This is a genomic window from Pseudomonas sp. LBUM1674 (genome assembly GCF_059695635.1).
The window spans coordinates 661178-679375 of the sequence record NZ_CP166779.1 but is presented as its reverse complement, the minus strand read 5'-3'; the positions used below and the strand labels follow the sequence as shown (position 1 = coordinate 679375).

The window sequence follows — 18198 nt, the reverse complement described above, 5'->3', positions numbered from 1 at the left end:
TCGCCCACTCAAAGGACACGCCGCCCCTATGATCTCCAGCTCCGAACACGCCCGCCTGCTGCGGCTGGCGACCCGTGCCTCGGTGGCGGTGGCCTGTACGTTGATCGTCGCCAAAGCCATCGCCTGGTGGTTGAGCGGTTCGGTGAGCATGCTCGCCGGGCTGACCGACTCGGCACTCGACGGCGTCACTTCGCTGCTCAATCTGCTGGCGGTGCATTACGCCTTGCGCCCCGCTGATGAGGATCACCGATACGGGCATGGCAAGGCCGAGTCGCTGGCGGGTATGGCACAGGCCCTGTTCATTGGCGGCAGCGCGGTGCTGATCGCCTTGCAGGCCGTCGACCGGTTGCAGCATCCGGAACCGGTGGGAGCGCCATGGATCAGTATCGGGGTCATCGTATTTTCCCTGGCGCTGACCCTGGCGCTGCTGATGCTGCAACATCGGGTGGTCAAGGCCACCGGTTCCAACGCGGTACGTGCCGACTCCCTGCATTACCGCTCGGACATGTTGCTCAACGGCAGCATTCTGGTGGCGTTGGTGCTGGCCGGGTTTGGCTGGCATCAGGTCGACCCCTGGTTCGGCCTGGGGATCGCCGCCTACATTCTTTGGAGCGCGATTCAGATCGCCAGGGAAAGTTTTACGGTGCTGATGGATGAAGAACTGCCGCCGGATGTCAGCCAGCACATGCTCGAACTGGCCTGCAGCGTGCCGGGCGTATTGGGCGCGCACGACCTGCGCACGCGGGTTTCCGGTATCCAGTGGTTTGTGCAATTGCACCTGGAATTGCCCGGCGACCTGACGCTGTCAGTCGCCCACGGCATCAGTGATCAAGCCGCCGATGCGATTCACGCGGCTTATCCGCGAGCCGAAGTGCTGGTGCACGCCGATCCTATTAAAGCGGCTGCAAGCTCCAAGCTTTAAGCTGCAAGTTTGAGGCGCATTGCTCATAGCTTGCAGCTTGTAACCGCTACTGAACCCGATAACCGCGGCTGCTCAGGCAGTTGCCCTGGGCCTGGCGGTAGACTTGCACCACGGAGGGGTCCGGCTGGTAGGTGGCCGTCCGTGGATTGAAGCCGCTCTGCTGCACCGCGTATTGGTAGCACTCGTAACCGTCCTGGTTGACCTGTTCCGGCGACTGACCGTTGGCGGGATACGCCACCACGTCGTAACCATTACTGACTGGCTGCGGTTGCGGTTGCACGGGCGGTTCGACGACCACGTAATCCTGAGTGCTTTCCTGATAGGCGTAATAGGAACCGGCCGCCAGGAACAGCAGCGCACCACCGATCCACACTTCACGGGCGTAATCGGGCAGGTAGCTGACACGAATGCCGCGCGGCGGTTGAACCACTACATAACGCGGACCCTGCGGGCGATACCAGTAGCCACCGGAATAGAAATAGTCTCGACCACCATAAGGCACCCGGTAGTCGCGGTCCGGGAAGCGATCGATCACATGACCTGGACGGTATTGCGGGCCCGGACCCCAGCCGTTGCCATGTCCGTCCGGACGGCCTGGCCAGCGACGGTCATCGGGCCGCGGACCGTTACTTTGCCAATGCGGGGTGTTGTCGTTGCGCCGTGGAGCATCCTGGTAGTAACCGCGCTGCGGTTGCTGGGTCTGGCGCACGGTGTCGGGCCGGCCCTGGATCGGCAGGTCATTGGCCGGTAGCTGTGGCGGTGGGGGGGGTGGCCGAACCGGGCTGTTGTAGTCGCGAGGCTGACGGTTCTGTTGATTCTGACCGTTGTGTTCGAACTGACGACTGTTGTCGCCTCGAATGATGTCGTTGTTCTGCACACGCGGCTGATTCTGTTGCTGATAATTTTGCGGGCGCGGCTGATTGTTGCCACCATGGCCCTGATTGTTTCCCTGATGGCCATCGGAACCCCGTTGTCCGCCGTCTGGACCACGGTTTTGCGGTTCATCGGCCAGCGATTGCGCGGTGACACTGACACACAGCAAACCAACTCCGGCCAAACGCCAGATGCGCGACTTCATGCTTTTCCTCACTGCGGGTCAGGGCCTGTACATGAGACTGGGAAAGCGGCGGCCGGTTCTGCAACAGGTTATCAGTCACGAAACTTATTTATCAGGACGGGAGGTAAATGGCGGGCAAAAGAAAAGGGAGACCCGTCGGCCTCCCCTTGAGAACTTCGTCCGTGCTCGACGCTTTTGACGTCGGCTCACCTCACGCCGTCTTCTGGACAGTGTGCAGCTCGGGGGCCGGCTCATCCCCTGTGGGGGTGGCGACCGCGGCTGGCCTGATTGGGCGAGCCGCTGTGGACTGTTTGTCCGAGCAGTGATTCTGGTGATAAGAATAGGCTGGAGGCCTCGGCAGAGGATTGCGAAGATTGCTCAAATAAACATGACTTGCGCAATTTTTAACCCTGGATAGATAATCTGCCGCAATTGATATGACAAAGGCCTGATTGATGAGCAAACTCGACCGATACGACCTGAGCATTTTGGCGGAATTGCAGCGCGACGCGCGCATTTCCAACCAGGAGCTGGCCGAACGCATCGGCCTGTCACCCTCGCCTTGCTCGCGCCGGGTCAAGCAGCTGGAAGACGACGGCTACATTTCCCGCCAGGTGGCGCTGCTGGACCGAAAAATGCTCGGTCTGAGCCTGACGGCTTATGTGCTGATCGGTATGGACCGGCATACGCCGGAGCGGTTCGAGAACTTCGAAGCTGCGATCCGGACATTGCCTCAGGTACTGGAGTGCAGTCTGGTGACGGGGATGGATGCGGACTACCAGCTCAAGGTGGTGGTGCCGGATATGGATCACTATCAGAAACTGCTGCTGGGGCATCTGACCCGGATTGATGGGGTGACCAGTGTGCGCTCGAGTTTTGTGTTGAATCAGGTGCTCAATAGCACGGAGTTGCCGTTGACCCATCTGCGCAACTGAGGACGCCATCGCGAGCAAGCTCGCTCCCACAGGTTCTGTGTCGTTCACGATAATGCGATCGGCACTAAACCCTGTGGGAGCGAGCTTGCTCGCGATGGGGCCGGCAAAGGCGACGAATAGCTGCGACACACTGCCGCAGGTCAATCCCCCACCATTCCCCCATGTCGTATACTCCAGCGCCTTTTTCCCCCGCCCGCACTGGAGATGTCCAATGGATCCTGCAGTATTCGAAGAGTGGATGATGACCGGACTGGTCAGCATCCTGATCATTTTCATGGGTTTCATCGTCTGGGACCTGGCGAAAAAATCCAAGGCCGGGCGCTTTGGCTCGTTCATCCTGTTCTTCGTGCTTGGCCTGGGCGTGGCCGCGTTCGTGATCAAAAGTGTGGTCATCGGCCTGATCGAATCCGGCTCAATTTAAACGCGCCGGCACTTCTTTCCACTGGCCTTGATCAAGCCCTTCGATCGACCAGTCGCCGATTCTGACCCGCACCAGACGCAACGTCGGCAAGCCGACCGCCGCTGTCATGCGCCGCACCTGGCGGTTGCGGCCCTCGCGAATCACCAGCTCAAGCCAGCTGGTGGGCACGCTCTTGCGAAAGCGCACCGGTGGATTGCGCGGCCATAATGTCGGCTCTTCAAGCTGCCGCGCTTCGGCGGGCAAGGTCATACCGTCGTTCAACTCGACGCCATCGCGCAAACGCTGCAACTGCCCGGCGCTTGGCTCGCCTTCCACCTGCACCCAATAGGTCTTGGCCAATTTGTGTTTCGGGTCGGCGATCCGAGCCTGCAGCTGACCGTCGTTGGTCAATAACAACAGGCCTTCGCTGTCGCGATCCAGCCGTCCTGCCGGGTAAATCCCGGGGATATCGATGAAATCCTTGAGCGTTGCCCGCCCCTCGCCGTCGCTGAATTGCGTCAGCACATCAAACGGCTTGTTGAACAGAATCAGCTTCGGTTCGGCCGGCGGCGCTTTGGCGACACGGCGCGGGGCTGATGAGGATGGCGCGGGTTTCACGCCAGGGCGACGGGAAACGGGACGAGGTGGACGGGACATGGCGAAGTGAACATCTAACGGTCAGGGCTGCTAATGCTAGTGCCCTGACCGCCAAATGACCATGACAACTCTCTATCAGCGGAACGGCGGCTCGTCGAAGCTGCGCAGTTTGCGCGAGTGCAGCGAGTTGAGCTCGGTGCGCAACAGATCCACCGCCTCGATACCGATCTTCAAGTGCTGGCTGACCGCACGTTCATAGAAGGCGTTGGCCGAGCCCGGCAGTTTGATTTCGCTGTGCAGTGGTTTGTCGGACACGCAGAGCAACGTGCCGTACGGCACCCGCAAGCGATAACCCTGGGCAGCAATGGTGCCACTTTCCATATCCACCGCCACCGCGCGGGACAGGTTGATCAACGGTCGTTCCTGGGCCCAGCGCAATTCCCAGTTCCGGTCGTCGTAGGTGAGGACGGTACCGGTGCGCAGGCGTTTCTTCAGCTCGTCGCCCTTCTCGCCAGTAATGTTCGCCGCGGCTTGCTGCAAGGCCATCTGCACTTCGGCGAGGGCCGGGATTGGAATGTTCGGCGGCACCACGCGGTCGAGAATCCCGTCGCGGCGCATGTAAGCGTGAGCCAGCACGTAGTCGCCAATGGTCTGGGACTGACGCAAGCCGCCGCAGTGACCGATCATCAGCCAGCAATGCGGGCGCAATACGGCCAGGTGATCGGTGATGTTCTTGGCGTTGGACGGGCCGACGCCGATGTTCACCAGGGTCACGCCGTGGCCATCGCTGGCGATCAGGTGATAGGCCGGCATCTGGTAACGGTGCCAGACCACACCCGCGGCAATCGCCGAGGCTTCGCCGTGGTCCATGCTCTTTTCGATGATCACGTTGCCCGGCAAGACCATACGCACGAAACGCGGATCACTGCGCAACTGCTCCAGGCCATGGACGATGAACTGGTCGACGTAGCGGTGGTAGTTGGTCAGCAGAATCCACGGCTGCACATGACGCCAGTCGCTGCCGGTGTAATGCACCAGGCGCCGCAGGGAGAAATCCACCCGCGCGGCATCGAACAGCGCCAGCGGCAGCGGGTCGGTGTTTTCCCAATCGTACAGACCATCGGCAATACCGTCGGTCGCGGCCGACAGGTCTGTACTGGGGAAGACCCGCGCCAGCACGGCGGCGGTGACGCCGGAGCCGGCCAGCTCATCGCCCTGCTCGACCACGTAGGGATAAGGAATGTTCTGCTGGCTGATGCCCACTTCCACGGTCACGGTGAAGTCGTGCATCAGGGGAACGAGTTGTTCCAGCAGGTATTTGCGGAAAGCGGCCGGGTGGGTGACGGTGACGCTGTAGGTTCCGGGCAGCTGAACCTTGGCATACGCGCGCGTGGTCTGCGGGACTTCGCCCTGGCAGTGGTAGGTCAGACGCAGTTCGGGATAACGAAACATTGCACGCTGTTCGGCGTCCGGTTCGACTCGATCCTTGAGGTAACGCTTGAGCGCCTGGGTCAGCGCGGTGGTTGCACGATTGTGCAAGAGCGCAAGCCGATCCACGGCTTGCTCGGCGGTTTGAACGACAATAAAAGCTTCGGTCACGATCAGCATCCTGTGTTCTGACTTGCAGAGCTTCATCTTGCCTGCAACATTGCTTTACGGGAACAGTGGCGTGTTGGCTGTACACCAATTCTGAGTCACAGATAAACCCTGTGGGAGCGGGCTTGCCCGCGATAGCGGTGTGTCAGACACCATTGATGTTGAATGTTAAACCGCAATCGCGGGCAAGCCCGCTCCCACAGGTTTCAGTGGTGTTCATTTAATTGTGGTCAGAATCCCTGTGGGGTCGAACGGGCGACAATCGCTTCCACATCCAGCCCACGCGGCAACGCGCCATACACCCGGCCGGCCGAACCCAGGCGGCTGGCGATGAAGGCATCGCTGACTGCCGCATTACCCGCCTCCAACAACAGCCTGGCCTGAAGCCCCAGCGCGATATCTTCGGTCAACTGCCGGGCGCGGTACTGAATGTCGTCGGTGTCCTTGAACGCCACCTGCAATTGACTGATGTGCGCAGCCAGGCGTTTGTCGCCATGACCATCACCCAATTCGCTGAACAACACATCAAGCACACCCGGCTCTTTGGACAACGCGCGCAATACGTCGAGGCATTGCACGTTGCCGGAGCCTTCCCACGTCGAGTTGACCGGCGCCTCACGGTACAGCCGTGGCAGGATGCTGTCTTCGACATAACCGGCGCCGCCCATGCACTCGGCGGCTTCGTTGATCATGGCGGGCGCGCGCTTGCAGATCCAGTATTTGCCCACCGCCGTGACCAGCCGGGCGAATGTCGCTTCGTGGCTGTCATCCAGATGATCCAGCGCCCGGCCCATGCGCAGGCTCAAGGCCAGGGCCGCCTCGCTTTCCAGCGCCAGGTCGGCCAATACGTTTTGCATCAAGGGTTGTGCGCTGAGCAGTTTGCCACCCACCCGGCGATGAGCGCAGTGATGGCTGGCCTGGGTCAATGCCTGGCGCATCAGGGCGCTGGAGCCGACCATGCAATCGAAGCGGGTCATGGCGACCATTTCGATGATGGTGGGAACCCCTCGGCCTTCTTCGCCGATCATCCAGGCCAGGGCTCCACGGAACTCCACTTCGCTGGAGGCGTTGGAGCAATTGCCCAGTTTGTTCTTCAGGCGCTGGATATAGAACTGGTTGCGCGTGTCGTCCGGACGATGGCGCGGCAGCAGGAAACAGGTCAAACCCTTGTCAGTCTGGGCCAGGGTCAGGAAGGCATCGCACATCGGTGCCGAACAGAACCACTTGTGGCCCACCAGTTCATAGGCCTGGCCCGGACCGCTGGCGCCGACCGGATAGGCCTTGGTGGTATTGGCCCGCACATCAGTGCCGCCCTGCTTCTCGGTCATGGCCATACCGATGGTGACACCGGCCTTGTGGGCCATGCCGACGTTGCGCGGGTCGTAGTCGGTGGCGAGGATTTTCGGCAGCCACAGCTGCGCCAGATCCGGTTGCAGGCGCATCGCCGGGACACTGGCAAACGTCATGGTCAACGGGCAGCCACTGCCGGCTTCGGCCTGGCTGTGCAGATACGTCATGGAGGCGCGGGCGACGTGGGCGCCGGACTGCGGATGCGCCCAGGGCAATGAGGTCAAGCCGTGTTCGACCGCCGTGCGCATCAGCTGGTGATACGCCGGGTGAAATTCCACCAGATCGACGCGATGCCCGTAACGGTCGTGACTGCTGAACACCGGTTTGTTCTGATTGGCCAAAAAACCCGCTTCCATCAGCGGCCCGCCGGCCAGTGCGCCATAGGCGTCGATCCGCGACGCGGCCCAACCGGCGCCAAAACGCCGCGACCACTCCTGCAGGGGCAGGTCGATGCGATACAGGTTGGTGCCGTCCAGCGAGGGTGGCTGGTTGGTGACTTCGTGGGTTTCGGCGAACTGATGCAGGTTCATGACGGGGCTCCTTTGGTCAGCCAAGGGATTTTCAGTTAAGCACCGCCCCACAGCTGAACAAAGTGTCATATCTGCCTAACTGTCGGCGCTTTCGCCTTGTCCCGGGCAAAGCACCCGGCGATAGAGAGCGGCTTGCAGATCCTCGAACTTCACCGGCTTGCTCAGGTAGTCGATCAAAGCGCCAGTCGGGCAACGTTCCCGAGCAGTGCCCAGGGCAACCACGAATACCGGCAATTCGGCGCAACCCGCCAATGTGCGGATCCGGCAGTGCACGGACATGCCATCCAGTAGCGGCAACTGACTATCGAGCAATACGGCGTCAACGGCCTCATGCAGCAAATGATCGAGCGCAGCGCTACTGTTGTCGGCCGTGCGCACCCGGAACCCCAACTTGAGCAACATGCCACGCATCACCAGTTGATTGAGGCTGTTGTCATCGATCAACAGCACGGTGCAGTCCTGAGGCAGTCGCAGGCTAGGGAACGCCCGAGTCGTCGAAGGCACTGATGAGCGCTCCACCGCGGGCAGTTCGAATTCGACGTCGAGCTGAAAGCGACTGCCGCGCCCGGGCTCGGAGCGGTGAGTCAGACGCCCGCCCAGCAATTCGATCAGTTGCCGACAGATCGCCAGGCCGATGCCCAGGCCACCGTATTCACGGGTCATCGAACCGTCGAGCTGGAAAAACCGCTGATACAGGGTCGCCTGTCCCAGGTCGGTGAAACCGATGCCGGTGTCGATCACCACAAAGGACAGTGCCAGTCGGTCGGACCCCACGGGTTTACCCGTCACCCGCAGCGCCACCCCGCCGATCCGGGTGAACTTGATGGCGTTATCGAGCAGACATTCCAGGCATTGCGCCAACCTCGCACTGTCACCGTGCAGACGATCCGGCAGCCCCGGCGCCACGTCGACCTTGAAATCCAGCGACTTGCCCGAGGCATTGCCCTCGAACTGCACTCGCAAGGCGTCGACCACGCCGCGCAAACTGCAGTTAGCCGCAACAGCCTTGAGCTTGCCGGCCTGCAGTTCGGTCAGGGTCAGGATGCCATTGACCATGCGCATCATGTCGCGCGCCGAGCCCGCCGCCGTTTGCTGGTATTGCTCCAGCTCGGCGCCCATCTCGACGGTCTGCATCAGTTCCAGCGAACCGATCACACCGTTCATGGGTGTGCGCAGTTCGTGGGTCAGGGTCGCCAGGAATTCATCCTTGAGCTTGTTGCTGTGCGCCAGTTGCTGGTTCAGTACTTCGAGCTTTTGCCCGGCGTCAAGCAACGTCTGCGCCTGCTGCTCGCGCATGGCATTGATGCGGTCGGCCAGGGCCAGCGACAGCAGCGCCACTTCAATCGCCGCGCCGATCTGGCTGGAATACATGGTCAGGAACACGTTGGGCAGATACCCCAGCACCATCAGCGTATTGATGATGCCCCCGAGCAAAAACGCCGACCAGGCGATGATGAAATACCGCGCCACCCGCAGGCCGCGCAACCAGGCGAAAATCCCCGCGGCAAAAATCACCAGGGTGAACGTCAGCGCCAGGGCCGTCGCCAGGCGCAGGGCCAGGGCATAACTGGCCATCAACGATAGCCCGACCACCACCGCGCCCAACGCAATCAGCGCCAACAGCAAGCGATCGAGCCAGCGACTGTAGGTCGCGGTCTGCAGGAAGCTGCGGGCGAACTGGCTGCCGAACAGCCCTGCACAACCGATGAAGAATGGCGTCGCCGCGTTGGCCCACCAGGGGTTGTCCGGCCAGAAATACTCCACGGCCGCGCCATTCACCGACAGCTGGTACAAGCCAAATGAGGCGATATAGAAGATGTAATACAGGTAACTGGTGTCACGTACGCTGAGGTAGATGAACAGGTTGTAGACCAGCATCCCCAGCAATACACCATAGATCACGCCCAGCACATAAAGGCGCACCGGCTGGTCTTCGAGGTAAGCGGTGCTCGACCACAACGTCACCGGCGCCTGGATCGAGCCTTCGCTTTCCAGGCGTAGATAGACGGTTTGCGATTGATCAGGCGTGAAACTCAGATTGAACAAGTAATTGTTCTGGCGAATCTCGCGACTGGCGAACGGCAAGGCATCGCCGGTCTGCCTGGCCAACCGGTAGCGCCCGACCGCATCGGGCACGTACAGATCAAGGTGATCAAGGGGCGGATAGGCCAGTTCCAGCAGCCAGGTCCGTTGCGCCAACGGGTGGGTGGGGCGGTAATGCAGATCGATTTTCAGCCAGAACGCCGAACGTGAATAACCGGCGTTGAGGGTGTCTTTATCGTGGGTTTTGAAATGCCCCGCTGCGGCTTGCGCGCGAACATCGGCAATGCTCGCCTGACCACTGGCGTCTTCGAACACTTGCAGGGTTCGGCCCAGCGCAAGGCTTTGGGTGAATTCATCGAACTCGACAGCGCTCGCCATGAGGGGCAAGCACAACAGCAACATCAGCAAATAGCGCATTTAAGCCCCAGCGTGGCCTGTCCGGTTATCTCAGGAAGCCCCTCATTCCCTTTGAGCAGACGTAAAACCGGTATTACCTGTATTAGCTTGGATCCACCTTAGCATAGCCGTTGATGGCCTTTGAACACCATGGAAATTTTTCCTACAAAGGCTCTAGCACGGGCGTTCCAGCTGCATACCCTGAGTTAGAGCTGTTTCCCCGGTCAGATTGTGACAACGCCTCGAAAGGGCATGGGTTTTCCTCTTGCAAGGTTGATCTGTCGACACCCGAAAAACGATGTTTGGTGGTAAGCTCGCGCACCATGAATATCTACAGCTCTCGCCCTGTTGTCCTCTGTCTCTCCGGCCACGACCCAAGTGGTGGCGCCGGCTTGCAGGCAGATATCGAAGCCCTGCTCGCTCAGGGTTGTCATGCGGCCCCGGCCGTCACCGCCCTGACCGTGCAAGACACCGTCAACGTCACTGACTTCCGCGTCCTCGACCGTGAGTGGGTGTTGGCCCAGGCCAATGCCGTGCTCAACGATTCCGAAGTCGCGGCAGTCAAACTGGGCATGCTCGGTTCCCTGGAAATGGTCGACACCGTGGTCGAACTGCTGCAGGCGCACCCGCATTTGCCGATGGTCTGCGACCCGGTGCTGCGCGCCGGCGGCGGCGGACGACTGGGCAAGGATGAAGTCGGTTATGCCATGCGCGAGCGTCTTCTGCCCCTGGCCATCATTGCCACCCCCAACCTTCCCGAAGCGCGCATTCTTGCCGAACTGCCAGAAGGCACCGCGGACCAATGCGCTGAAAAACTCTTGCCGTACGTCAAGCACCTGCTGATCACCGGCGGTCATGGCGATGAAGACGAAATACATAATCGTCTGTACAGCCGTGATGGCCGCAGCGAAACCTTTACCTGCCAGCGCCTGCCCGGCAGTTATCACGGTTCCGGCTGCACCCTGGCCAGTGCCTTGGCCGGTCGTCTGGCCCTGGGTGAAAACCTCGCCAGCGCCGTGAAAACCGCGCTTGACTACACTTGGCGTACCCTGCGTGACGCGGAGCAGCTGGGCAAAGGCCAGTTCGTGCCGCGCCGCCTGCCGCTGGATTTCTGTTCGTAACTTTTGATGCGTGAAGCGCAGAGGCTTGTCCGATGAAACTACGTGGCCTTTACGCCATTACCGACAGCCAGTTGCTGGCAGGTAAATTTCTGTCGTACGTGGAGGCGGCGCTGGAAGGCGGCGTCACTCTGCTGCAATACCGCGACAAGAGCAGCGACGAGGCCCGCCGCCTGCGTGAGGCCGAGGCCCTGCGCGATCTGTGTGAGCGCTACAAGACCCGACTGATCATCAATGATGACGCTGAACTGGCCGCACGCCTGAACGTCGGGGTGCACCTGGGCCAGACCGATGGGCCGCTGACCCCGGCCCGCGCTCTGCTCGGTCGCCAGGCGATCATCGGTTCGACCTGCCACGCGCAACTCGAACTCGCCGAACAAGCGGCCAAGGAAGGCGCCAGTTACGTCGCCTTCGGCCGCTTCTTCAACTCCAGCACCAAACCCGGCGCACCGACCTGCAGCCTCGACCTGCTCGACCAGGCCCGCAGCAAATTGCACCTGCCGATCTGCGCGATTGGCGGCATCACCCTGGATAACGCCGCCCCCCTGGTGGCCCATGGGGTCGATCTGCTGGCGGTGGTCCATGGCCTGTTCGGCGCCCAGAGCACGGCTGAAGTGACCCGCCGCGCCCGCGCATTTAACGAACTGCTTTCTATTAAGTAGCTTAAAGTCTGATTTGAGAGCCCGATCATGTCTCGTTCCGAAACGCTGTTTGCCAATGCCCAGAAACACATTCCCGGTGGCGTGAACTCGCCTGTTCGCGCCTTCAAGAGCGTTGGCGGCACACCGTTGTTCTTCAAACACGCTGAAGGCGCCTACGTCACCGACGAAGACGACAAGCGTTATGTCGATTACGTCGGTTCCTGGGGTCCGATGATTCTCGGTCACAGCCACCCGGACGTACTGGACGCAGTGCGTAAACAGCTTGAGCACGGCCTGTCCTACGGCGCCCCGACCGAGATGGAAACCGAGATGGCCGACCTGGTCTGCTCGATCGTGCCGTCGATGGAAATGGTGCGCATGGTCAGCTCCGGTACCGAAGCGACCATGAGCGCCATTCGCCTGGCCCGTGGTTTCACCGGTCGCGACAGCATCATCAAGTTCGAAGGTTGCTACCACGGTCACTCCGACAGCCTGCTGGTCAAGGCCGGTTCCGGCGCGCTGACCCAGGGCGTGCCGAGCTCGGCCGGTGTGCCGGCGGCGTTCGCCAAACACACCCTGACCCTGCCGTTCAACGACATCGACGCGGTAAAAACCATGCTCGCCGACGTTGGCCAGGACGTGGCCTGCATCATCGTCGAGCCCGTGGCCGGCAACATGAACTGCGTACCGCCCGCACCTGGTTTCCTCGAAGGCCTGCGGACGCTATGCGACAAGCACGGCGTGGTGCTGATTTTCGACGAAGTGATGACCGGTTTCCGTGTCGCCCTCGGCGGCGCCCAGGCCCACTACGGCGTAACGCCAGACCTGAGTACCTTTGGCAAGATCATCGGTGGCGGCATGCCGGTCGGTTGCTTCGGTGGCAAACGGGAAATCATGTCGCACATCGCGCCACTGGGCCCGGTCTACCAGGCGGGCACCTTGTCGGGTAATCCGCTGGCGATGGCTGCCGGCCTGACGACTCTGCGCCTGATCAGCCGTCCCGGCTTCCACGATGAATTGACCGACTACACCAGCCGCCTGCTCGACGGCCTGCAACAACGCGCCGATGCAGCAGGCATCCCGTTCGTGACCACCCAGGCCGGCGGCATGTTCGGTCTGTATTTCAGCGGCGCCGATGACATCGTGACCTTCGATGATGTGATGTCCAGCGACGCCAATCTATTCAAGCGCTTCTTCCACCTGATGCTTGAAGGTGGCGTATACCTGGCGCCGAGTGCTTTCGAAGCCGGCTTCACTTCGATCGCCCATGGCGAAACCGAGCTGAAATTGACGCTGGATGCTGCCGAGCGCGCATTCGCCGCATTGAAATAACCCGGTGCCGCTGACGTTGGCCATTGCCAGCGTCAGCTTTTTCCTACACTTCCACCCTTTTTCCTACTCACCTGCCAATAATCCCCGGCAAAGTGATCGATATATTCCCCGCGCAGCAGAAAAACGAGTAAAGACTTTGTAAGGTTGGCCCTGCTTATTTCATAATGCGCGCTTATTGGATCCCCCTCGATGGGTCCGCGCGCCCTCCAGAGGTAAGTCGATTCCCATGAACCGCACCGGCCGCACCCTTGCATTGGGCTGCCTGTTGCTCCTTCAGCCCCTGCTCGCGCTCGCACAGGCAGGCGGCAACTCGTTGTTAATCCCAGCGATGGGTCGCTGCACCCTCAATACTCAGCCGCAAGATCTGGCACAGGCCCTCGCGGCCTGCCAGAAAGCGTCGGATGAAGGGGATGCGCAAGCGCAATACGAGCTGGGTGAGTTCTACTACGACGGTAAAAATGCGCCGCGCGACCTCAATAAAGCCCTGAGCTACTTCGAAAAGGCCTCGCTGCAAGGCCATGCCCAGGCACAATTCAAACTGGGTACCATGTTTTTCCACGGCGAAGGCGTGCCGGCCAATAACGTTCAGGCATATATCGTGTTGAAAATGGCCGCGGTCAACGGCGCTGAAGATGCGCTGGATACGGCGGATGAAGTCGCCGAAAAGATGCCTCGGGAAGAACTTGAGGTGGCGACGCAGGTGCTAGGGCAAATTTTCCGCAAGTATTTGATGGAATTGCAGAGCGCGGATGGGCGCACGCCGTTTTCGCCACTGCCTTGAATTCTGCGTCGTTCTGACTGCCCTCATCGCGAGCAAGCTCGCTCCCACATTGGATCTTCTGTGAACACAAGTTTTGTGAACGCCAGAGATCAACTGTGGGAGCGAGCTTGCTCGCGATTGGGGGCGACTCGGTCTTGCGACCTACTTCTCAGGCATCGGCATCGGAAACGGCATGACATTGCCGACCGCGCCGCGGGCTTCGCTGATTTTCGGTGTGCCAAGGCGTTCGACTTCGTCGATGCGCACGATCGAATGCATCGGCACAAAGCTGCGCACAACGCCTTCGAACTGAGCCTTGAGCTTCTCTTCGCTAGGGTCGACGACTACCTGGGTGCGCTCGCCAAAGACGAACTCTTCCACTTCCAGGAAGCCCCACAGATCACTTTGATAGATCTGCTTGGCGTACATTTCGTACACCTGGCCCTGATTGAGGAAAATCACCTTGTAGATTGGAGCTTCACGTTTGGTCATGGTGGGCGAGCAACACATCGGGGATAAAAATGAGGGCGCGAACTATAGCATAGCCACCGGACGCACAGCGGTAGGAACCTTGGGACATGTTCCCTATAATGCGCGGTTCTTTGAATCACGTGATGACTCTGTCCATGGCCAAGAAGCTTTACATCGAAACCCACGGTTGCCAGATGAACGAGTACGACAGCTCGCGCATGGTCGATCTGCTGGGCGAACATCAGGCCCTGGAAGTCACCGCTCGCGCTGAAGATGCCGACGTGATCCTGCTCAATACCTGCTCGATCCGCGAACGCGCCCAGGACCGGGTGTATTCCCAGCTCGGCCGCTGGCGCGAACTGAAACTGGCCAACCCGGACATGGTCATTGCCGTTGGCGGTTGCGTAGCCAGCCAGGAAGGTGCAGCCATTCGCGACCGCGCGCCCTACGTGGACGTGGTCTTCGGTCCGCAGACCTTGCACCGCCTGCCGGAAATGATCGACGCCGCCCGCGCTACCAAGCTGCCGCAAGTCGACGTCTCGTTCCCGGAAATCGAAAAGTTCGACCACTTGCCCGAGCCGCGCGTCGATGGGCCAAGCGCCTACGTGTCGGTCATGGAAGGCTGCAGCAAGTACTGCACGTTCTGCGTGGTGCCTTATACCCGCGGCGAAGAAGTCAGCCGACCTTTCGATGACGTGATCGCCGAGATCATCCACCTGGCTGAAAACGGCGTGCGCGAAGTGACCTTGCTGGGACAGAACGTCAATGGCTATCGCGGGACCACTCATGATGGTCGTTTGGCTGACCTGGCCGAACTGATCCGCGTCGTCGCCGCCGTCGATGGCATCGACCGCATCCGCTACACCACTTCACACCCGCTGGAGTTCTCCGATAGCCTGATCCAGGCCCACGCCGACGTGCCGGAACTGGTCAAACACCTGCACTTGCCCGTGCAATCGGGCTCGGACCGGATCCTGGCGGCGATGAAGCGCAACCACACCGCGCTGGAATACAAATCCAAACTGCGCAAACTGCGTGCTGCCGTGCCGGGGATTTGCATCAGTTCGGACTTCATCGTCGGCTTCCCGGGCGAGACCGAAAAGGACTTCGAACAGACCATGAAGTTGATTGAAGACGTAGGTTTCGACTTCTCCTACTCGTTCGTCTACAGCCAGCGCCCGGGCACCCCGGCGGCCGATCTGGCCGACGAAACGCCGGAAGCACTGAAAAAAGAGCGCCTGAATGCGCTGCAACATCGCCTCAATCAGCAAGGTTTCGAGATCAGCCGACAAATGGTCGGTTCGATCCAGCGGATTCTGGTGACCGATTATTCGAAAAAAGACCCTGGCGAGCTGCAAGGCCGGACCGAAAATAATCGCATCGTCAACTTCCGCTGCGACAATCCCACGCTGATTGGCCAGTTTGCCGACGTGCACATCGATGCCGCCCAGCCGCACTCGCTACGGGGCTCGCTGATCCAGTAACACCTCATTACCCTGTGGGAGCGAGCTTGCTCGCGATGGCGCCAGCTCAGACAACTTAAATGTTGAATGTCAGACCGTCATCGCGAGCAAGCTCGCTCCCACAGGGGAAGGTGTTCAACATTGGTCTGTATAAGAGCTTTCGCACCCAGCCCACTGGCGTTATCCTTGATTTCATCTCAATTGCCCCAGGGCGGCTAAATACGACCTTGAACGCACCCATAGAACCACATCGTTTTATCCTCGAGCCTTTTGAAGCTCGCCGCTTCGCCAATCTGTGCGGGCAATTCGACGAGCATCTGCGCTTGATCGAGCAGCGCCTGACCATCGAGATCCGTAACCGCGGAAACCAGTTCGAACTGATCGGCGAGCCCAAACACACCACCTCCGCGGAAAACCTCTTGCGTCGCCTGTACCGGGAAACCAAGGGTACCGAGCTGTCACCGGACACGGTTCACCTGTTCCTGCAGGAATCGGCCGTCGAAGAGCTGGACAACCACTCCCCCGCCGAACCGTCCGTCGCCCTGCGCACCAAGAAAGGCATGATTCGCCCTCGCGGCTTGAATCAGTTGCGCTACGTGAAGGAAATCCTCGGGAACGACATCAATTTCGGCATCGGCCCGGCCGGTACCGGCAAGACCTATCTGGCCGTTGCCTGCGCGGTAGACGCGCTGGAACGCGAGCAGATTCGCCGCATCCTGCTGGTACGTCCGGCAGTGGAGGCGGGCGAAAAGCTCGGCTTCCTGCCCGGCGACCTGTCGCAGAAGATCGACCCGTACCTGCGCCCGCTCTACGACGCACTCTATGAAATGCTCGGCTTCGAACACGTGGCCAAGCTGATCGAGCGCCAGGTCATTGAAGTCGCGCCGCTGGCCTATATGCGCGGCCGGACGCTGAACAACAGCTTCATCATCCTCGACGAAAGCCAGAACACCACGGTCGAGCAGATGAAAATGTTCCTGACCCGGATCGGCTTCGGTTCCACGGCGGTCATCACCGGTGACATCACCCAGGTCGACTTGCCGAAAGGCACCAAGTCCGGGCTGCACCACGTGATCGAGGTCCTCAAGGACGTGCCGGGCATCACCTTCACCCACTTCCAGCCCAAGGACGTCGTGCGCCATCCACTGGTGCAGCGTATCGTCGAAGCCTACGAGCGCTTCGAGAATCGCGTGGCGGATGAACCGGCGAAGTTCTCTTCCAGGGACAATCGCCACGATGCTTGAGCTTGATCTGCAGCTTGAAAGCCGGGGAACCGCCCCAAGCGAAGCCAAATTCCGCCAATGGTGCGAGCTGGCCCTGCGCCAGCGTACTGCCGACTCCGAAATGACCATCCGTCTGGTCGATGAAGAAGAGGCCCGCGAACTGAACAGCACCTGGCGGCAAAAGGATTACGCCACCAACGTCCTGTCGTTTCCTGCCGACGTGCCCGACGAGTTTCTCGACATCCCGCTGCTCGGCGATCTGGTGATCTGCGTGGCCGTGGTCGAGCGCGAAGCCGCCGAACAGGGCAAGGCGCTCGACGCCCACTGGGCGCATCTGGTCATCCACGGCTGCTTGCATCTGCTGGGTTACGACCATATAGATGACGACGAGGCTGAAGAAATGGAAGCACTGGAACGAACGTTGCTTGCAGAGCTGGGTCATCCGGACCCGTATACGGACGACGAGACAGACGAACCCCCTATCGTTACAACAAAGGATTCAGAGTAATCGCTATGAGCGAAGATCGATCGAGCAACGGGCAAAAGTCATGGCTGGGTAAGCTCACCCAGGCTTTTGCCCACGAGCCGAAGAACCGCCAGGAGCTGCTGGAGCTGCTGCGCGATGCACACCAGAACAAACTGCTGGACAGCGAAGCGCTGGCCATCGTCGAAGGCGCCATCCAGGTTGCAGACCTGCAAGTACGGGACATCATGGTCCCGCGCTCGCAGATGATCAGCATCAAGGCGACCCAGACCCCCCGTGAGTTCCTGCCCGCCGTGGTCGACTCGGCCCACTCCCGCTACCCGGTCATCGGCGAAAGCCATGATGACGTGATGGGCGTGCTGCTGGCCAAGGACTTGCTGCCGTTGATCCTCAAGGAGAACGGCGACAACTTCAACATCAAGGATCTGTTGCGTCCGGCCACCTTTGTGCCCGAGTCCAAGCGCCTGAATGTGCTGCTGCGCGAGTTCCGCGCCAACCACAACCACATGGCCATCGTCATTGACGAGTACGGCGGTGTGGCGGGCCTGGTGACCATCGAAGACGTGCTGGAACAGATCGTCGGCGACATCGAAGACGAGCATGACGTCGAAGAAGACAGCTACATCAAGCCGCTGCCCAGCGGTGACTTCCTGATCAAGGCCCTGACGCCGATCGAGAACTTCAACGAGTTCTTCGACAGCCAATTCTCCGATGACGAATTCGACACCGTCGGCGGCCTGGTGATGAGTGCGTTCGGGCACCTGCCAAAACGCAACGAAATCACTGAAATCGGCCCTTATCGCTTCCGCATCCTGAACGCCGACAGCCGTCGGATTCACTTGCTTCGCCTGACGCCTATTGCTCGGTAATACTAAGGATA

General features: G+C 60.4%; 17 protein-coding genes. 11 read left to right on the top strand and 6 right to left on the bottom strand.

Going from position 1 to position 18198, the window contains the following annotated elements; translation table 11 throughout:
* Positions 1-28 precede the first annotated feature (28 nt).
* Positions 29-922 (top strand): cation diffusion facilitator family transporter, encoded by an 894-nt coding sequence (locus ACA067_RS03075; RefSeq protein ID WP_497460561.1) that lies wholly within the window; start codon positions 29-31, stop codon positions 920-922.
* Positions 923-968: 46 nt separating this feature from the next.
* On the opposite strand, the gene ACA067_RS03070 is transcribed toward ACA067_RS03075, so the two are convergent.
* On the bottom strand, positions 969-2000 hold the full coding sequence (locus ACA067_RS03070; RefSeq protein ID WP_497460560.1) for a DUF6515 family protein: 1032 nt from the start codon (positions 1998-2000) through the stop codon (positions 969-971).
* A 434-nt stretch (positions 2001-2434) separates the two neighbouring features.
* On the opposite strand from ACA067_RS03070, the gene ACA067_RS03065 reads away from it, so the two are divergent.
* Both ACA067_RS03065 and ACA067_RS03060 read left to right on the top strand, forming a co-directional pair.
* Complete coding sequence (locus ACA067_RS03065) at positions 2435-2914, top strand: Lrp/AsnC family transcriptional regulator (protein ID WP_497460559.1); 480 nt, start codon at positions 2435-2437, stop codon at positions 2912-2914.
* 211 nt (positions 2915-3125) lie between these two features.
* Entirely contained in the window at positions 3126-3335 is a 210-nt protein-coding gene (locus tag ACA067_RS03060; protein ID WP_064675738.1) for a DUF2788 domain-containing protein, read from the top strand.
* Here the strand turns inward: ACA067_RS03060 and ACA067_RS03055 are convergent.
* The 4 genes from ACA067_RS03055 to ACA067_RS03040 all read right to left on the bottom strand — a co-directional run bounded on the left by ACA067_RS03055 (position 3327) and on the right by ACA067_RS03040 (position 9847).
* Entirely contained in the window at positions 3327-3971 is a 645-nt protein-coding gene (locus tag ACA067_RS03055) for a pseudouridine synthase (protein ID WP_497460558.1), read from the bottom strand. The genes ACA067_RS03060 and ACA067_RS03055 overlap by 9 nt on opposite strands.
* Before the next feature lie 75 nt (positions 3972-4046).
* Entirely contained in the window at positions 4047-5546 is a 1500-nt protein-coding gene (gene amn / locus ACA067_RS03050) for an AMP nucleosidase (RefSeq protein ID WP_497460557.1), read from the bottom strand.
* 191 nt (positions 5547-5737) lie between these two features.
* Positions 5738-7387, bottom strand: coding sequence for an acyl-CoA dehydrogenase family protein (locus tag ACA067_RS03045; RefSeq protein WP_497460556.1), 1650 nt, complete (start codon positions 7385-7387; stop codon positions 5738-5740).
* Positions 7388-7462: 75 nt separating this feature from the next.
* Positions 7463-9847, bottom strand: a complete 2385-nt coding sequence (locus ACA067_RS03040; protein ID WP_497460555.1) for a 7TM diverse intracellular signaling domain-containing protein — start codon at positions 9845-9847, stop codon at positions 7463-7465.
* 302 nt (positions 9848-10149) lie between these two features.
* On the opposite strand from ACA067_RS03040, the gene ACA067_RS03035 reads away from it, so the two are divergent.
* The 4 genes from ACA067_RS03035 to ACA067_RS03020 all read left to right on the top strand — a co-directional run bounded on the left by ACA067_RS03035 (position 10150) and on the right by ACA067_RS03020 (position 13698).
* Positions 10150-10947 (top strand): hydroxymethylpyrimidine/phosphomethylpyrimidine kinase, encoded by a 798-nt coding sequence (locus tag ACA067_RS03035; RefSeq protein ID WP_307338062.1) that lies wholly within the window; start codon positions 10150-10152, stop codon positions 10945-10947.
* Between the two features lie 32 nt (positions 10948-10979).
* Positions 10980-11606, top strand: a complete 627-nt coding sequence (thiE, locus tag ACA067_RS03030; RefSeq protein ID WP_497460554.1) for a thiamine phosphate synthase — start codon at positions 10980-10982, stop codon at positions 11604-11606.
* Between the two features lie 27 nt (positions 11607-11633).
* The gene (hemL, locus tag ACA067_RS03025) at positions 11634-12917 is read left to right on the top strand and encodes a glutamate-1-semialdehyde 2,1-aminomutase (protein ID WP_497460553.1); all 1284 of its coding nucleotides are present in this window, start codon (positions 11634-11636) and stop codon (positions 12915-12917) included.
* Positions 12918-13143: 226 nt separating this feature from the next.
* Positions 13144-13698 (top strand): tetratricopeptide repeat protein, encoded by a 555-nt coding sequence (locus tag ACA067_RS03020; RefSeq protein WP_497455167.1) that lies wholly within the window; start codon positions 13144-13146, stop codon positions 13696-13698.
* A gap of 141 nt (positions 13699-13839) precedes the next feature.
* Here the strand turns inward: ACA067_RS03020 and ACA067_RS03015 are convergent, their stop codons facing one another.
* On the bottom strand, positions 13840-14169 hold the full coding sequence (locus ACA067_RS03015) for a DUF1820 family protein (protein ID WP_007894425.1): 330 nt from the start codon (positions 14167-14169) through the stop codon (positions 13840-13842).
* A gap of 134 nt (positions 14170-14303) precedes the next feature.
* Between ACA067_RS03015 and miaB the strand changes: the two genes are divergently transcribed.
* The 4 genes from miaB (at position 14304) to ACA067_RS02995 (ending at position 18187) form a co-directional block, all read left to right on the top strand.
* On the top strand, positions 14304-15632 hold the full coding sequence (gene miaB / locus ACA067_RS03010; protein ID WP_165934008.1) for a tRNA (N6-isopentenyl adenosine(37)-C2)-methylthiotransferase MiaB: 1329 nt from the start codon (positions 14304-14306) through the stop codon (positions 15630-15632).
* 206 nt (positions 15633-15838) lie between these two features.
* Positions 15839-16855 carry a PhoH family protein gene (locus tag ACA067_RS03005; RefSeq protein ID WP_497460552.1) on the top strand — a complete coding sequence of 339 codons (1017 nt, stop codon included), beginning with the start codon at positions 15839-15841 and terminating at the stop codon, positions 16853-16855.
* On the top strand, positions 16848-17342 hold the full coding sequence (gene ybeY, locus ACA067_RS03000) for an rRNA maturation RNase YbeY (RefSeq protein ID WP_497460551.1): 495 nt from the start codon (positions 16848-16850) through the stop codon (positions 17340-17342). Before ACA067_RS03005 ends, ybeY begins: the two co-directional genes overlap by 8 nt.
* A gap of 5 nt (positions 17343-17347) precedes the next feature.
* Positions 17348-18187, top strand: a complete 840-nt coding sequence (locus ACA067_RS02995; RefSeq protein ID WP_064675727.1) for a CorC family transporter — start codon at positions 17348-17350, stop codon at positions 18185-18187.
* The last annotated feature ends 11 nt before the right edge of the window (positions 18188-18198 follow it).

Excerpts from the sequence above, each read along its gene's own strand:
- ACA067_RS03075 (WP_497460561.1), top strand. The coding sequence starts at position 29 with ATGATCTCCAGCTCCGAACACGCCCGCCTGCTGCGGCTGGCGACCCGT.
- ACA067_RS03070 (WP_497460560.1), bottom strand. The coding sequence starts at position 2,000 with ATGAAGTCGCGCATCTGGCGTTTGGCCGGAGTTGGTTTGCTGTGTGTC.
- ACA067_RS03065 (WP_497460559.1), top strand. The coding sequence starts at position 2,435 with ATGAGCAAACTCGACCGATACGACCTGAGCATTTTGGCGGAATTGCAG.
- ACA067_RS03060 (WP_064675738.1), top strand. The coding sequence starts at position 3,126 with ATGGATCCTGCAGTATTCGAAGAGTGGATGATGACCGGACTGGTCAGC.
- ACA067_RS03055 (WP_497460558.1), bottom strand. The coding sequence starts at position 3,971 with ATGTCCCGTCCACCTCGTCCCGTTTCCCGTCGCCCTGGCGTGAAACCC.
- amn (WP_497460557.1), bottom strand. The coding sequence starts at position 5,546 with ATGAAGCTCTGCAAGTCAGAACACAGGATGCTGATCGTGACCGAAGCT.
- ACA067_RS03045 (WP_497460556.1), bottom strand. The coding sequence starts at position 7,387 with ATGAACCTGCATCAGTTCGCCGAAACCCACGAAGTCACCAACCAGCCA.
- ACA067_RS03040 (WP_497460555.1), bottom strand. The coding sequence starts at position 9,847 with ATGCGCTATTTGCTGATGTTGCTGTTGTGCTTGCCCCTCATGGCGAGC.
- ACA067_RS03035 (WP_307338062.1), top strand. The coding sequence starts at position 10,150 with ATGAATATCTACAGCTCTCGCCCTGTTGTCCTCTGTCTCTCCGGCCAC.
- thiE (WP_497460554.1), top strand. The coding sequence starts at position 10,980 with ATGAAACTACGTGGCCTTTACGCCATTACCGACAGCCAGTTGCTGGCA.
- hemL (WP_497460553.1), top strand. The coding sequence starts at position 11,634 with ATGTCTCGTTCCGAAACGCTGTTTGCCAATGCCCAGAAACACATTCCC.
- ACA067_RS03020 (WP_497455167.1), top strand. The coding sequence starts at position 13,144 with ATGAACCGCACCGGCCGCACCCTTGCATTGGGCTGCCTGTTGCTCCTT.
- ACA067_RS03015 (WP_007894425.1), bottom strand. The coding sequence starts at position 14,169 with ATGACCAAACGTGAAGCTCCAATCTACAAGGTGATTTTCCTCAATCAG.
- miaB (WP_165934008.1), top strand. The coding sequence starts at position 14,304 with ATGGCCAAGAAGCTTTACATCGAAACCCACGGTTGCCAGATGAACGAG.
- ybeY (WP_497460551.1), top strand. The coding sequence starts at position 16,848 with ATGCTTGAGCTTGATCTGCAGCTTGAAAGCCGGGGAACCGCCCCAAGC.
- ACA067_RS02995 (WP_064675727.1), top strand. The coding sequence starts at position 17,348 with ATGAGCGAAGATCGATCGAGCAACGGGCAAAAGTCATGGCTGGGTAAG.